Genomic DNA, 14578 nt, shown 5'->3' on the forward strand with positions numbered 1-14578 from the left:
GGGGACTGGAGCGGGGGGGCGGGGCGGGGTGGCTCCGCTCCGCGGCCGTCGTGCTCGTCCTCTTCTGCCTTCCCTCTCCGGGGTCCCCTGCCCCCCACGCCCAGAACGTGGTCGACCTGCTGCAGCGCCAGCGCAGCGCCGCGCGCGCGGCCGAGGCGCTCGCCGAGATCGGCCCGCGCGTGCCGCCCCGCCCGCCCCGCCCGGGCGGGGCGGGGGACCCCCACCTGGCGGCCTACGCGGCGTCGCGCGAGCGGCGGCAGGCGGCGTCGGACCTCGCGCGGCGCGCCCACGAGGCCCGCGCCGACAGCGCCATCCGCGTGGCCCGGATGGCCACGCTCCGGTGGGAGAAGGTGCGGCCGCGGGAGCAGGGGCCGTTCCTGGAGCAGTACGGCGAGGCGTTCTGGCTCTCGGCGCCGACGGGCGGGGCGGCCGCCATCGACACGACGTCGACGGCCGTGCTCCGGGGCCAGCTCCAGGCCGCCTTCGGCGACCCCACGCGGAACGGCGACGCCCAGAAGCGCTACGGCTACGGCGGCTCGGACCACGTCCAGTTCGAGTACTGGTTCGCCGTCAACGACACGATCCCCGTGCTCGTCCTCGACCTCGACGGCCCGTTCGGGCGCGGCCTCATGATCGCCGCCGACGAGGAGCAGGCGGCGTTCCTCCCCGCCCTCAAGGCCGACCTCGCGCGGCGCCTCGCCGCCGAGCGCCGGCCGGTCCCGTGGCTCGACTACTACCACTCGTTCGCGCGGCGGACGTGGTACCGCACGGGCTACAACGGGACCGAGTTCTACGTCCGCGAGGTGCGGCCGCCGCGGTGGGCCGGGGCGGCCGGCGACCGCTGGATCATCCACCGCTAGGGCCGCCAGCGTCCGCCCCGCCCGCACCCTGGGGCGGGGCGGCCCGTAGCTTCGACCGCCCCGCCCCCCACGGTCCGCCCTCCGGGTCCGCCCCGAGGGCTCGCCCCCTACCCGCTTGGCCACGACCACGACCCGACAGAACCGAAAACGGACGCCGCGCGGGGCGGACGGCCGGCGGCGCGAGGCGCCGGCCAAGCCGACGATGAAGGAGAACCTGTGGTTCTGGGCCAAGGCCATCGTCATCATCCTGCTGCTGCGGACGTTCATCTTCGAGCCGTTCCGCATCCCGTCCGAGTCGATGGAGGAGACGCTGCTCGTGGGCGACTTCCTCATCGTCTCGAAGCTGAACTACGGGCCGCGGACGCCGAGCACGATCGGCATCCCGTTCACGGGCGTCTACCTCCCGGGCGTCGAGCTCCCGCAGACCCGGCTGCCGGGGTTTTCCGAGCCCGAGCGCGGCGACGTGGCCGTGTTCAACTACCCGTCCGCCGTCGACGTCGAGCGCGGGGCGATTCCCGAGTCGACGCCCGTCGAGCGGCGGGCGCCCTACATCAAGCGGATCGTAGGGACGCCCGGCGACACGGTCGCGGTCCTCGACAAGGTCCTCCACATCGGCGGCGAGCCGGTCCCGCTCGGGCCGACGCTCAAGCAGCGGTGGCGCGTGACGGCGACCGGCGCCACGCGCCCGAACGCGCGGCAGCTCGCCGAGCTCGGCGTGACGCTCCTGCCCGGCAGCGACCGCCGCGACGGCGCCGCGATCGCCGAGCCCCGCGAGTACGACGTGTTCGCGACGCCGGTGGGCGTGGCCGCGCTCGAGGCGCTCCCCGAGGTGGCCCGCGTCGACCCGTTCGTGCTCGACGAGTCCTGGCGCGACCCGACGTTCGGGAAGAACCCCGACCACGTCCCGCCCTTCGTGGTCCCCGGCCGCGGCCTGACCGTCGTGCTCGACGAGCGGACGCTCCCGACCTACGCCGAGGCCATCGTCCGCTACGAGGGCCGCGACCTCACGCAGGGCGAGGGCGGGGCGGTGCTCATCGACGGCGTCCCGTCCGCGACCTACACGTTCGACCAGGACTACTACTTCGTCATGGGCGACTTCCGCGACAACTCGGTCGACAGCCGCTACTGGGGGTTCGTGCCCGAGACGCACCTCGTGGGGAAGGCGCTGTTCACGTTCCTCTCGTTCGAGCGCTACCTCCCGCCGATCCCCCGGCTCCGCCGCTTTTTCCAGCCGATCCCGTAGCGCCGCGCTGGGAAACGAGTGGGAACGAGTGGGCGGGGCGGCCCCGTTCCGTCGGCCCCCGACCGGACCCCGCCCGTGCTCGACGCCACCCCGCCCGACCGTTCGCCCGCCCCGCCCCGACCCGGGAGCGGGGCGGTGGGGGAGGCCGCCCCGCCGCTCGCCGCTGGCGACGGCGCGCCCGGCCCGAACGGGGCGCCTCCGGTGGCGCCGGGCGCCGACCGCCGCCAGGATAGACCTGCCGCGGGGCGGGGCGGGGCGGCCGAGCTGTGGGCGTGGCTCCGCGTCGTGGGCGGGGCAGTCCTCGTGGCCGTGCTCCTGCGCGCCGTCGCGTTCGAGGCGTTCCGCATCCCGTCGACGTCGATGGAGGACACGCTGCTCGTGGGCGACTTCGTGCTGGTCTCGAAGCTCCACTACGGGCCGCGCCTCTTCGGCGCGCGCCTGCCCGGGTTCGACGACCCCGACCGCGGCGACGTGGCCGTGTTCAACTACCCGCCGGGGCTCGACCCCGAGCCCGCGCGGCGGACGCCCTACATCAAGCGCGTCGTGGCGCTCCCCGGCGACACGCTCGCGATCCGGGCCAAGGAGGTCCGCATCGGGGCCGAGGCGCAGCCCGCCCCGCCCGTGGGGCGCCAGCTGTGGGAGGTCCGGCTGTCCCAGCCGCTCCCGCCCGACGCGCTCCTCGGGCTCGACGGCCGCATCGAGCGCCGGGCGGCCGGGCTCTGGCTGATCGAGGGGACGGCGGGGCAGGCCGACCGGCTCCGGGCGCTCCCCGGCGTCGACGCCGTCTATCCGCTCGTCCGCCCGCTGGGCGACGGGAGCGCGGCCTTCCCGGCGGCCTTCCACTTTAGCCTCGACGACTACGGCCCGATCGTCGTCCCCCGCGCCGGCGCCACGGTCCGTCTCGACGACGCCTCGTGGCCGGTCGTCCGCACGGTCATCGAGCGGTTCGAGGGCCACCGCGCCGAGCGCACGGCGCGCGGCTTCCTCGTCGACGGTGTCCCGGCCGAGACCTACACGTTCGCCCAGGACTACTACTTCGTCCTGGGCGACAACCGCGACGACTCGGCCGACAGCCGGACGTGGGGGTTCGTCCCCGAGGACCACCTCATCGGGAAGGCCGTCGCCGTCTACTTCTCGTGGGACGAGGCGGCCGGCGCGCCCCACTGGGACCGGATCGGGACGGCGGTGCGCTAGACGTCGGGGAGGTACGGGGTACCAGGTACAGGCCTGCTCCCTAGTGCAGGATCAAGAGGTCTTCTGCTTTATCAGCGTTCAGATTGAGCGGGGCGGGAGGAGTCTCCCTCCTGGACACGGCGCAGCCAGGAGGGGACACCCCGAAGGGACGGCGTAGCCAGGGGTGGTGGACGATGCGGGCGGGGTGGCGAGCGCCGCGCGGGTGGAACCGCCCCGCCCACGCCCAGGGCGCCCGCCCCGCCCTCAGGCCGCCTCGGGCGGGGCGGCGTCGTAGTGCGCGCGGATCTTGCGGGCCACCGACGGGCCGGTGACCGCGGCGATCTCGGCCTCGCCCGCGGCCTTGACCGCCTTGAGGCTCCCGAGCTCGGTGAGGAGCTTTTTGGCCGTCTTCGCGCCCACGCCCGGGATGTCGAGGAGCTCGCTGCGGAGGTCCTTGATCCGCCGCTGCTTCCGCTGCGCCGTCACCGCGAAGCGGTGGGCCTCGTCGCGGACGCGCTGGATGAGGCGGAGCGACGACGACGTGCGGGGGATGATCGTCGACTGGCTCTCGCCCGGGAAAAAGACCTCCTCCAGCCGCTTGGCCAGCCCCACGACGGGGAACTTGCCGTACACGTCGACGCGCTTGAGCGACTCGACGGACGACGAGAGCTGGCCTTTGCCGCCGTCGATGATCACGAGGTCCGGCCACGGGCCGTTCTCCTGCAGGAGCCGCGCGTAGCGGCGCTCGACGACCTCGCGCATCGACTGGAAGTCGTCGGGCTTGCCGTCCTCGACCGTCCGGATCTTGTAGGTCCGGTAGTCGCTCTTACGTGGCTTGCCGTCCTGGAAGACCACGCACGACGCGACGGTGCCGGTGCCGCCCAGGTGCGAGATGTCGAAGCACTCGATCCGGCGGGGCGGCTTCTTCAGGCGGAGGTCGCGCTGGAGCGCCATCACCGAGCGCGGGATCCGGTCCTCGTCGCGCTTCTCCTTCTGGAGCTGCCACTCGCCGAGGAGCAGGCGCGCGTTGGCCTCGACCATGTTCATGAGGTCGACCTTCTCTCCGCGTTGGGGCACACGGACTTCGACCCGTTTGCCTCGCGCGTCGCGGAGGTACTCCTCGACGGCCGACGGCATGGCGAGCTCCGACGCCAGGTACACCTCGTCGGGGAAGAACGTGGCGCCGGCGTAGTGGTCGTCGACGAACCGCTGCATGAGGTCGGCGTCCTCGGCCCCCTCGATGCCGCGGAGCACCTTGTGCTGGCGGCCCACGATCTTCCCCTCGCGGACCTTGAACAGGACGCCGACGGCCACGTCGTCCTCGCGCTCGACGGCGAGCGCGAACAGGTCGCGGTCGACCTGCTCGTCGGTCACCACCTTCTGCTTTTCGCTGTACTTCTTGAGCGCGGCGATCCGGTCGCGGTACTCGGCGGCCTCCTCGAACTTCTTGTCGGCGGCGAGCGAGGCCATCTCGTCCTGGAGGAGCGCCCGGAGCTCGCCGGTCTTGCCTTCGAGGAGCGTCTTGATCTGCTCGATGGTCGTGTTGTAGTGGGCCTCGGTCTCGTAGCCCACGCACGGCGCCGCGCACCGCTGGATGTGGTAGTCCAGACACGGCTGGAACTTGCCGGCCTCGATGGCCGCCTCGCTGAGGTGGAGCGAGCACGACCGGAGCTTGAACAGGTCCTTGATCGTCTTGAGGACGAGCTTCATCGCCTTGGCGTCCGTGTACGGCCCGTAGTAGAGCGAGCCGTCGCGGCGGACGGTGCGTGTGGGGAAGACGCGGGGGAAGCGCTCGTTCTTGACGCAGATGAACGGGTAGCTTTTGTCGTCCTTCAGGAGGACGTTGTAGCGCGGCTTGAGCCGCTTGATCAGGTTGTTCTCGAGGATGAGCGCCTCGGCCTCGGTGTCGGTCACGATGACCTCGACGTCGACTACCTTTTTGACGAGGGCCTGGATGCGCCCCTCGCGCGGGCGGCCGTCCTGGAAGTAGCTCCTGACGCGGCTGCGCAGGTTTTTGGCCTTGCCCACGTAGAGCGTCGTGCCCTCGGCGTCCTGGTGCTGGTAGACGCCGGGCGACGTGGGCAGGTGCTTGAGCTTGTCGGCGAGCGCTTCGGTCACGGGGCGGGGCGGGCACGGGGCGGGGCGGCCACCCCGTCCGCAACCAATCTGGCGGGCGGACCCAACGGGCGGGGCGGGGCGGAGTGGCGTACGCGGGACCGCCCAGGTTCGTGCCCGCCGGTGACGGCGGCGCGTCACGCCACCCTGCCCGCGTCACGACACTCGGCGCGGGCGGGGCGGAAGGCTACGCGAGCAGGAAGTCCGCCACCCCGCCCGCGAACGTCGGCACGTCGACGCCCTGGATGGGGTGGTCGAGGCCGGGGAGGATCTGGAGCCGCGCGTCCGGGACCGCGCGCCAGAGGCCGACCGCGTGGCGGACGTCGAAGTAGCGGTCGCGGTCGCCGGCGGAGACCAGCGTGGGGCACGCGATCCGGGCGAGGTCGGCGTCCTCCAGCCAGGCGTCCGGGAGGCCGCGCGTGAAGGCGACGAGGTCGGCCACGAGGCCGCGCCACCCCGCCCCGTGCGTCTCCTCCAGGCGCCGCGCCCAGAACGGGGTCGCCTCGGCCATCCGCTCCGGGGCCATCGGCCCGACCATCGCCTCGACCTCGGCCTGGTTCCACTGCACGTTCGCGCCGTGGACGGCGAGGCGCCCGACGAGGGCGGGGCGGGCGAGCGCGGCGGCGAGCGCGACCGCCCCGCCCATCGAGAACCCGAACACGCGGGCGGGGCGGTCCAGCGAGTCCAGGAGCGCGACGGCGTCGGCCGTGTAGGTCTCCCACGTCGGCGGTCCGTCGGGCGGGGTGGCGGCGCTCCGCCCGTGGCCGGCAAAATCGAGCGCGTGCACGTGGAACGTCCGCTCCCACACGCGGACGAGCCGGTCGGTCTCCAACTCCGTCGAGCCCAGCGCCCCGTGCAGGACCACGAGCGGCGGGCCGTCGTCGGGACCCGACACCTGGACGGCGCGGTCGCCGGTGTCGGTCGCCAGCGTCGTCCACGCCGGGGCGGGGCGGACGCTCTGGACCAGCTCGACGAGCACGCCGGCCGTGTCTTTGGGGTGGAGGAACACGATGCGTTTGCCGTCGGCACCGGGCTTGGGGGCGTCGGCGAGGGGGCGGAAGCCCGCCGCGCGCACGCGCTCCATCTCGGCCTCCAGGTCGCCGACCTCGAAGGCGAGGTGGTGGACGCCCGGGCCACGCTTCGCCACGAACGTCGCCACGGGCGAGTCGTCGCGGGTCGCCTCCAGGAGCTCCAGCTTGGGCGCCGCCCCGCCCTGGCCGCCGTCGCCGAAGAACGTCGTCGCCACGCCCTCGCGCTCGACCGCCTCGGTCTTGTACGGCGCCGCGTCGAGCAGGCGCCGGAAGACGGCTTCTTGTTCGGGGTCCGACAGCGCGATGCCGACGTGGTCGAGGGTCATGGGATTTTTGGGGGGAGAGAGGGACGGTGGAAAAACGGGGCGGGGCGGGAAAGGTTGGCGCAACCGGCCGGCAACCGGCGCCCGTAGGGACACGACTCGTCGTGTCCGGGGTGAGCGGGGCGGCTTGGGCAGGCACCGCCCCGCTCAGTGCCGCCCCGCCCATGTCAGGCGCCTCGGCCGCGGCCGCCGTGGCCGAGGTGGGCGGGGCTGTTCTGGATGGCGTCACCGCCCCGCCCGCCGCCGCCCGTGCGCCGCGCCCCGACGGCGTTGCATGCAACGCCGCTACGTCGGCCGCCCCGCCCACGCCTGGGCGGGGCGGTTGTCGTCGCTGCCCGCTGCCCGCCCGAAACCCCCCGGCGGGCGGGGCGGTCCAAGCGCCATGCTCCTCCACGCCGGCCACGAGCCCCGCCCCGCCCCGCCCGCGAGCGCCGCGGAGCGGGCGGACGTCCAGCGGCAGCAGCGCGTGGCGATGGCGGCCAGCCTCGTCGTCGCGGTCGTCATGCTGGTCGGGAAGCTCGCGGCGTACGGGCTAACGGGCTCGACGGCCATCTTCTCCGACGCGCTCGAGTCGGTGGTCCACCTGTTCGCGACGGCCGTCGCCGGGTTCAGCCTGTGGTACGCGGCCCAGCCGCCGGACCGGGCGCACCCGTACGGGCACGGCAAGATCGCCTACGTCTCGGCCGGGCTGGAGGGCGCGCTCATCCTGGTCGCCGCGCTCGCGATTGGCTACGAAGCCATCCGGGCGCTCATCGTCGGGCCGGAGCTCCAGAACCTGGGCGTGGGCCTCGCGATCACGGCCGCGCTCGCGCTCGTCAACCTCGTGCTCGGCGCGACGCTCGTGCGCGTCGGGAAGCGGACGAACGCGCTCGTCCTCGTCGCCAACGGCCACCACGTCCTCACCGACATGTGGACGAGCCTGGGCGTGCTCGCCGGCGTCGGCCTCGTCGTCGTGACCGGGATCGAGTGGCTGGACCCGGTCGTCGCGCTCCTCGCCGGCTCCAACATCCTGTGGACGAGCGGGCGCCTCATCCGCGACGCCTACGGCGGGCTGATGGAGCGCGCCGACGACGCCGAGACGGCGCGCGTCCTGGACGTGCTGGCGGCGGCCGAGGCCGAGGGGCTGATCCAGGGCCATCACCACGTCCGCCACCGGCGCGTGAACGACCAGGTGTGGCTGGAGCAGCACCTCCTGCTCCCCGACGCGCTCCGCCTCGACGACGCCCACGAGCGGGCGTCCCAGGTCGAGGCCCGGCAGCGGGCGCTGTTCCCCCAGAGCCGCGTGCAGATCACGTCGCACCTCGAACCCACGTCGCACCGCCACTCGGCCGGCGTCCCCCACGACGACGTGGCCGACTCGCTCGCCGAGCGGGCGTAGGTTCGACCGCCCCGCCCGCGACTCCACCACCCCGCCCGTCCCATGCGCATCGCCGTTGTCGGCGGCCTCGCGGCCGGCCCCGCCGCCGCCGCCGAGGCCAAGCGCCAGGCGCCGGACGCCGAGGTCGTGATGTTCGAAGAGGGCCGCCACGTCTCGATCGGGACGTGCGAGATCCCGTACTACATCGCCGGCCACCTGGGCGGGGCGGACGCGCTCGTCGTGAACACGGCCGAGAAACTCGAACGCAGCCGGGGGTTCGAGGTCCGCCTGCGCGAGCGCGTGACGGCGCTCGACGCCCGGGCGGGGCGGCTCGTGGTCGACGCGCTCGATTACGGGGCGCAGCGCGAGGAGCGGTTCGACCGGGTGATCCTGGCGACCGGCGCCCGCGCGCGGCGGCTGGGCGTGCCCGGCGAGGACGCCGCGGGCGTGTTCGTCATCCGCGACTTGGAAGACGCCCAGGCCGTCCGGCTCTGGCTGGAGACCGAGTCCGTCCGCCACGTGGTCGTGGCCGGCGGCGGCTACATCGGGGTCGAGATGGCGGAGGCCGTCCGCGACCGTGGCCTCCAGGCGACGATCCTCGACCCGTCCGGCCGCGTCCTCAACAACACGGTCGCGTGCGAGGCCAGCGACCTCATGGACCGGGCCGTCGCCGCGGCCGGCGTCGCGGTCCGCGCTGAGAAGCCGACCGAGATCCTCGCGGACAGGGCGGGGCGGGTGCGCGCGGTCCGCACGGACGCGGGCGAGCTCGTCGGCTGCCAGATGGTCGTCGTGTCGATCGGCGTCGAGCCGCGGACCGAGCTCGCCGTCGCGGCCGGCGCCCGCGTGGGCGAGATGGGCGGGCTGGCCGTCGACGACCGCATGAAGACGTCGCTCGCCAACGTCTGGGCCTGCGGCGACGTAGCCGAGGTCCCGCGCGCGCCGGACGGCCGGCGCGTCCTGTGGCCGCTCGCGCCGACCGGCCGGCGCTCGGCGCGCGTGGCGGCCCGCAACGCGGCCTCGCGCGGCGGCCGGGCCGACACGTTCCGCCCCATCGCGGGCGGCGTCGCGGTCAAAGCGTTCGGGATCGAGGTGGGCTCCGTCGGCCTGTCACTCGCCCAGGCGGCGGACGCCGGGCTCGACGCCGTCGCCGCCGACGTCCGCCACTGGACGCGCACGGCGGCCTTCCCCGGCTCGTGCCCCATCGACGTCCGCCTCGTCGTCGAGCGCGGGGCGGGGCGGCTCCTGGGTGGCCAGATCGTGTCGGCCGAGGGCGCCGCGCTCCGGGCCGACGTGCTCGTCCCGCTCGTCCAGGCCGGGGCCACGGCGCGCGAGTTGGCTGAGGACCTCGACTTGGTCTACAACCCGCCGGTCGCGCCGGCGGTCGACCCGTTGAAGGTTGCCGCGAGCGTGGCCGTGCGCCGGGCGGGGCGGTAGGGTTCGCCGCCACCCCGCCCGCTACGAGCGGGGCGGGAAACACGGCCGCCCCGCCCCTACCACGCCACGCGCCGCTTTGTCGGCTCCGCCCTGGCCGGCGCCTCCCGGCGCGGCGCCGGCCGCCGACGGACCACCACCCCGCTCGCCGCGGGCGGGGCGGCGTAGGCTGGCGGGGCGTAGGCCGGGGCCACGGGCGGGGCGGGGCGGTCGAGGGTCGCGTAGCGCTCGCCGCCGGTGCCCGCGAGCGCCGTCCCCGCGAAGTAGAAGGCGAGGATGTCGCGGTAGGACCGGCCCGCCAGCGCCTGCCCGCGCGCGCCGTACTGGCTCATGCCGACGCCGTGGCCGAAGCCGCCGCCCGTGAACACGTACGCGCCCCCGTCGCGGGCGACCTCGAACCGCGTGCTCCGGATCGTCTTGGCGCCGAGCACGGCGTTGACCGCGCTGCGGAACTGGCTCCCCGAGATCGTCGGCCGCCCCGCCCCGTCGAGCGCGATCTCCTGGACGCGTCCCGTCCGCGACTGGCGGACGACCGAGAAGCCCGTCACGCGCCCGCCGAAGCGGTCCGAGAGCGCGGCGTGGAGGCGGCCCGCGTCGACGGTCGCCTCCCACGCGTGGTGCGGCGAGGCGGCGTCGTACGGGTCGGCCACGCCGCGGAGGTAGGGGAGCGGGGCGCCGTTCCAGACGGCCTCGTTGTCGGCCGTGTGGCCGCCCGACGACGAAAAGTAGGGCGTCTCGGCGAGCGCGCCGCCGTAGCGGAGCACCTCGCCCCGCGTCTCGGCCGCCGCCCGCCGCGAGGTCTCGGTCTCGGCGCCAGCGCCTCGGTACACCTGCGAGCCCGTGTGGTCGTCGAGGTCGTAGGCCCCAGCCGCCCCGCCCCGGCGGAGCGCGTAGGTCCGCGCGATGACGGCCTGCGCCTTGGCCCCCTCGATCTCCCGGAACGGGTACTCCGACGCGACCACGCTCGACACATAAGCTTCGAGTGGGGTCTCGTTGACGAGCTCCAGGCGCCCGCCGGCCGCCGTCGCCTCCAGCGCTCCGGCGTAGCGGCGGTCCGTTCGCCCCGCTCGGACGCGGACGCCCGGGCCGGCGACGACCACGCGGCCGCCCCGCCCGCGCAGGCCGCCGCCCTCGACCTCGACGCCCGACGCGCGCGGCACGACGCGGAGCGCGGCGCCCGGGCCGAGCGTCCCCACGGTCCGGCCGTCGACGACGACGGCTAGCGGGGCGGTGTCGGCCGACACCTCGACCGCGCGCGGCGCCTCGCGGGAGAGGACGCGGACGCGGACCGCCGGCTCTTGGGCCAGGGCCGGCCCGGCGGACAACACGAGGGCGACCAGGAGCGGGGCGGTGAGGCGGAACGGCATGGGACGGGAGGGCGACCGGGCGGCGCCCTCGGTGGGGGACAGGTGGCAGTGTACGGCGCGCGGCGCGGCGGCCGGCACAGCGAATCCCCCAGGCCGCCCCGCCCGGCGGTCCTACAGGCTGAGCCGGTCGCGGAGCTCGCGCGAGCGCGAGCGGCTGGCCGTCACCTCGTGGCCGCCCGTGAGAACGATCTTGTACCGGCCCGAAAACCAGGGGACCATCTCGCGGACGCACGTGAGGTTGACGAGCGCGCTCCGGTGGACACGCATGAACCGTGCCGGGTCGAGCCGCGCCTCCAGCGCGTCGAGCGTGAACCCGACGAGATGCCGCCCGATGCCCGCCCCGCCCTCGCGGCCCTCCTGGCGGACGTACAGGTTCGTGATGCCGTCCGACACCTCGGCCGCGATCACGTCGCCGGCCGAGACCACGACCAGCCGGTCGACGCCCTGGACCGTGAACCGCTCGATCGGCGGCCCCGTGTCGCCGTCCGGGGGCGGGGCGGCGGCCTGCTCGTCGAGCGTGTCGAGGAGCGCGGCCAGCCGCTCGTCGCGCTCCTCGCTGTCGCCCCGGCGGTCCTCGACGCGGGCGAGCGCCTCCTCCAGCCGCTCGGCGTCGATCGGCTTCAGGAGGTAGTCGGTCGCGTTCGCGCGGAAGGCGCGGAGGGCGTACTCGTCGTAGGCCGTCGTGAACACGACGTCCGGCCGCCGCTCCGCCGCCACGCGCTCGACCACGTCGAACCCGTCGACCTCGGGCATGCGGACGTCGAGGAACGCGAGGTCGAACGGGCGCTCGGCTTCGGCCAGCCGCTCCAGGGCCTCGACCCCGTCGGCGGCTTCGACCGGCGCCTCGATCCGGCCGTCCTCGACGAACCCGTCGAGCAGGCGGCGGAGCCGGGACCGGGCCGGGGCCTCGTCGTCGACGATCAACACGCGGAGGGCACTCATGGGCAGCAGGGGCGGGGTGGGGGAGAGGGGCGGGCGGGACAGGCCGCGCGGGCGGGGCGGCGAGTCACGGGACGACACGGGGCGACACGGGCGCGAGCACGTCCCCAACCGCCCCACCTCGCCCGTTCGCGTCTTCGTTCGCGCCCGGCGCCTCAGGCGGGGCGGCCGGCGGGGCGTCAGGGCGGGGCGGCGCGAGCGGGACGACGAGCGAGGCCAGCGTGCCCGGGTCGCGCGGGGCCAGCGTCAGGCGCGCGCCGTCGCCGTAGAGCTGGCGGAGCCGGTCGGACACGTTGCGCAGGCCGACGCCGTAGAACGCCGTGGGGTCCGCGGCCGCGCCGTCGCCCGCCGCCCCGCCCGCGTCCGCCCCGCCCGCAGGCGGCGGCGCCACGGCGAGCCCGGCGCCCGTGTCGCGGACGTCGACCACGAGCGCGCCGCCCTCGACGCGTGCGCGGACCGAGACGCGGCCGCCACCCCGCTTCTGCTCGACCCCGTGCTTGACCGCGTTCTCGACGAGCGTCTGGACCGCGAACGCCGGCACCTCGGCGTCCGCCGCGCCCGCCTCGACGTCGACCTCGACCTCAATGGCGTCGCCGAACCGGGCCTTCTCGACGGCCAGGTACCGGCGCACCAGGCGGAGCTCGTCGCGGAGGGGGACGAGCGCGCGGCCGCTCGCCGTAAGTACGTCGCGGAACAGGCCGGCCAGATGCTCGACCGTCCGCTCGGCCTCGTCCGGCCGCTCGCCGATGAGCGCGGCGACGGTGTTGAGGGCGTTGAACAGGAAGTGCGGGTTGATCTGGGCGCGGAGCGTGGCGAGCTCGGCCTCGGCCGTCTGGCGCACGAGCGCCCGCTCGCGCTCGAGCAGCCGGAGCCGCTCGACGGCGAGGGCGAGCCCGCCGGCCAGCGCCTTCAGCCGGTCGACGTCTTCGGTGTTGTAGACCGTGAACCGTCGGGCCTTCCGACCGAGCACGACGAGCCCGACCGCCCCGCCCTGCCCCGTCGTCACGGGCACGGCGAGGGCGGCGCCCAGCCGGTCCAGCCGCTCGGCGTAGCCCCGCGGCAGCGCCGACTCGTTGAGCTCCTCGTTCCACGACCACACGCGGCCCTCGTCGCGGACGCGCGCCCAGACCTGCTCGAGGTCGGCCTCCTCGAACGTCGGCGCCTCGGGCCGGAACCGCGCCCGGACCCACCGCTCGGCCGGCGTCCCGGCCCCGGCCAACAGGAACACGACGGCCGAGCGCGCCCCGAGCGCGCGGCCTACGGACTCGACCGTCTCGGCCGCGAGCGCGTCGACGTCGACGGCGAACCGGATCCGGTCGCCCAGCCGGTCCAGCCGTCGCCGCGCCCGCTGCCGCTCGGTGCGGAACGCCCGCTGCACCTGCTCCCGGACCATCGGCGCCGTCCGCTCGGCGACCAGGAGCAGGACCACGACGAGCACGCCGAGCGCGACCGGGTGGGACCCGCCCGGGAGCACGGCGTCGAGCGCGAGCGAGCCCAGCGACACGGCCACGAACGCGCCGGCGAGCACGGCCACGGCCGAGAGCCCGCGCAGCAGGAGCACGTCGAACTGCCCGTAGCGGAGCGTCGAGAGCGACACGAGCGCGACCGGGAGCAGCGAGAACAGCTGGAACGCGACCACGAACCACGCCGTCGGCACGTCCTGCGGCCCCGGCGCGACGCGCGCGGCGACGAGCGCGGCGCCGGCGACCGAGAGCGCGAACACGAACGCGCTCCCCGCCCGGCTCCACCGCGGGGGCGGGGCGGCGTCGGGCGGGGCGGCCGCCGGGCGCCCGAACGAGAGCGCGGTCGCGGCGGCCACGTAGACGCACACGTAGAACAGGATGGGGATCGCGAACGCGTCCGGCGGGAGCGGCCCCACGTGCCCGACGACGGTCGCCAGCGTCACGCCCACGCCGAGGACGGCGGCCGGCACGACGAGCACCCACCGCCCCGCCCCCAGCCCCGCCGCCTGCCGCGACGAGCGGATGCCCTGGTCGAGGAGCAGGAGCGGGTAGGCGATCCACCCGCCCAGCGCCGCCAGCGTGAGCGCGTCGAACGCGACGCCCGCGAGCGCCGCCCCGCCCGAGGCCGGTCCGGCCGGCGGCGGCCCCCAGACCTCGACCCACAGCAGGCGCACGAGGTTGCCGGCCACCCACACGAGCGCGGCCCCGATGAGCAGCTGCGAGCGCCGCGCGCGCGGGCTCCGCGGCGCGAGCGGGGCGACGGTGAGGTAGGCCAGCAGGTGCAGGAACGCGGCGACGGCGAACCCCCACCCGGCCGCCGCCCACAGCCGCCCTTGGACCGGGTACAGGAACGTCGGGTACCGCTCGACGCGAACGTCAAGCGCGCGCTCGACGCCGCCCCGCTCGACGCCGTAGGCGAGCACGGCCCCGGTCGCCCGCTCGACGTCGCGCTCGACGCTGGCGGCCGAGGCGACCGGGCGGAGGTCGAGCGTGAGCAGGCGGTCCCCCTCGCGGAGCCCGGCCGCCGCCGCCGGCCCGCGCGGGAACACGTAGGCCGCCCGGACCGCCCCGCTCGCGGTGGGCGGGGCGGCGTCTTCCCAGCGGACGCCGTCGAACCCACGCGGCGGGCTCTCCTCGAGCCCCAGCCCGACCGTCCCCGTGTACTCGACCCACGCGCGCCCGATCTGGGCGAGCGGGTACAGGGCCAGCGCCGCGAGCGCCACGGCGAGCGCCCGGACGAGCAGACGGTGGGCCGGCGGCGACATGCGGGGAATCT

General features: G+C 75.4%; 10 protein-coding genes. 5 read left to right on the forward strand and 5 right to left on the reverse strand.

The genetic code is table 11. The annotated features are described in order from the left end of the window. Positions 1-107: 107 nt before the first annotated feature. The 3 genes from RQM47_RS08760 (at position 108) to lepB (RQM47_RS08770) (ending at position 3297) form a co-directional block, all read left to right on the forward strand. Complete coding sequence (locus RQM47_RS08760) at positions 108-860, forward strand: hypothetical protein (protein WP_311664604.1); 753 nt, start codon at positions 108-110, stop codon at positions 858-860. A 115-nt stretch (positions 861-975) separates the two neighbouring features. Continuing rightward, positions 976-2103, forward strand: a complete 1128-nt coding sequence (lepB, locus tag RQM47_RS08765; protein WP_311664602.1) for a signal peptidase I — start codon at positions 976-978, stop codon at positions 2101-2103. A 75-nt stretch (positions 2104-2178) separates the two neighbouring features. Then, positions 2179-3297: a signal peptidase I gene (lepB, locus tag RQM47_RS08770; protein ID WP_311664600.1), complete on the forward strand. Its 1119-nt coding sequence runs from the start codon at positions 2179-2181 to the stop codon at positions 3295-3297. A 243-nt stretch (positions 3298-3540) separates the two neighbouring features. Here the strand turns inward: lepB (RQM47_RS08770) and uvrC are convergent, their stop codons facing one another. Both uvrC and RQM47_RS08780 read right to left on the reverse strand, forming a co-directional pair. Continuing rightward, on the reverse strand, positions 3541-5394 hold the full coding sequence (uvrC, locus tag RQM47_RS08775; RefSeq protein ID WP_311664598.1) for an excinuclease ABC subunit UvrC: 1854 nt from the start codon (positions 5392-5394) through the stop codon (positions 3541-3543). 184 nt (positions 5395-5578) lie between these two features. Then, positions 5579-6748: an alpha/beta fold hydrolase gene (locus RQM47_RS08780; RefSeq protein WP_311664596.1), complete on the reverse strand. Its 1170-nt coding sequence runs from the start codon at positions 6746-6748 to the stop codon at positions 5579-5581. Between the two features lie 271 nt (positions 6749-7019). Between RQM47_RS08780 and RQM47_RS08785 the strand changes: the two genes are divergently transcribed. Next, positions 7020-8123, forward strand: a complete 1104-nt coding sequence (locus RQM47_RS08785; protein WP_311664594.1) for a cation diffusion facilitator family transporter — start codon at positions 7020-7022, stop codon at positions 8121-8123. A 42-nt stretch (positions 8124-8165) separates the two neighbouring features. After that, a complete protein-coding gene (locus RQM47_RS08790) occupies positions 8166-9536 on the forward strand; it encodes an FAD-dependent oxidoreductase (RefSeq protein WP_311664592.1) in 1371 nt (456 codons plus the stop codon). Between the two features lie 56 nt (positions 9537-9592). Here RQM47_RS08790 and RQM47_RS08795 read toward each other — a convergent pair whose 3' ends face one another. The 3 genes from RQM47_RS08795 to RQM47_RS08805 all read right to left on the reverse strand — a co-directional run bounded on the left by RQM47_RS08795 (position 9593) and on the right by RQM47_RS08805 (position 14567). Further along, positions 9593-10900, reverse strand: coding sequence for a SpoIID/LytB domain-containing protein (locus tag RQM47_RS08795; protein WP_311664590.1), 1308 nt, complete (start codon positions 10898-10900; stop codon positions 9593-9595). Positions 10901-11011: 111 nt separating this feature from the next. Continuing rightward, positions 11012-11842: a LytTR family DNA-binding domain-containing protein gene (locus RQM47_RS08800; protein WP_311664588.1), complete on the reverse strand. Its 831-nt coding sequence runs from the start codon at positions 11840-11842 to the stop codon at positions 11012-11014. A 64-nt stretch (positions 11843-11906) separates the two neighbouring features. Continuing rightward, the gene (locus RQM47_RS08805; RefSeq protein ID WP_311664586.1) at positions 11907-14567 is read right to left on the reverse strand and encodes a histidine kinase; all 2661 of its coding nucleotides are present in this window, start codon (positions 14565-14567) and stop codon (positions 11907-11909) included. Positions 14568-14578: the final 11 nt, after the last annotated feature.

Source organism: Rubrivirga sp. S365 (assembly GCF_032248475.1).
Taxonomy (GTDB): domain Bacteria; phylum Bacteroidota; class Rhodothermia; order Rhodothermales; family Rubricoccaceae; genus Rubrivirga; species Rubrivirga litoralis.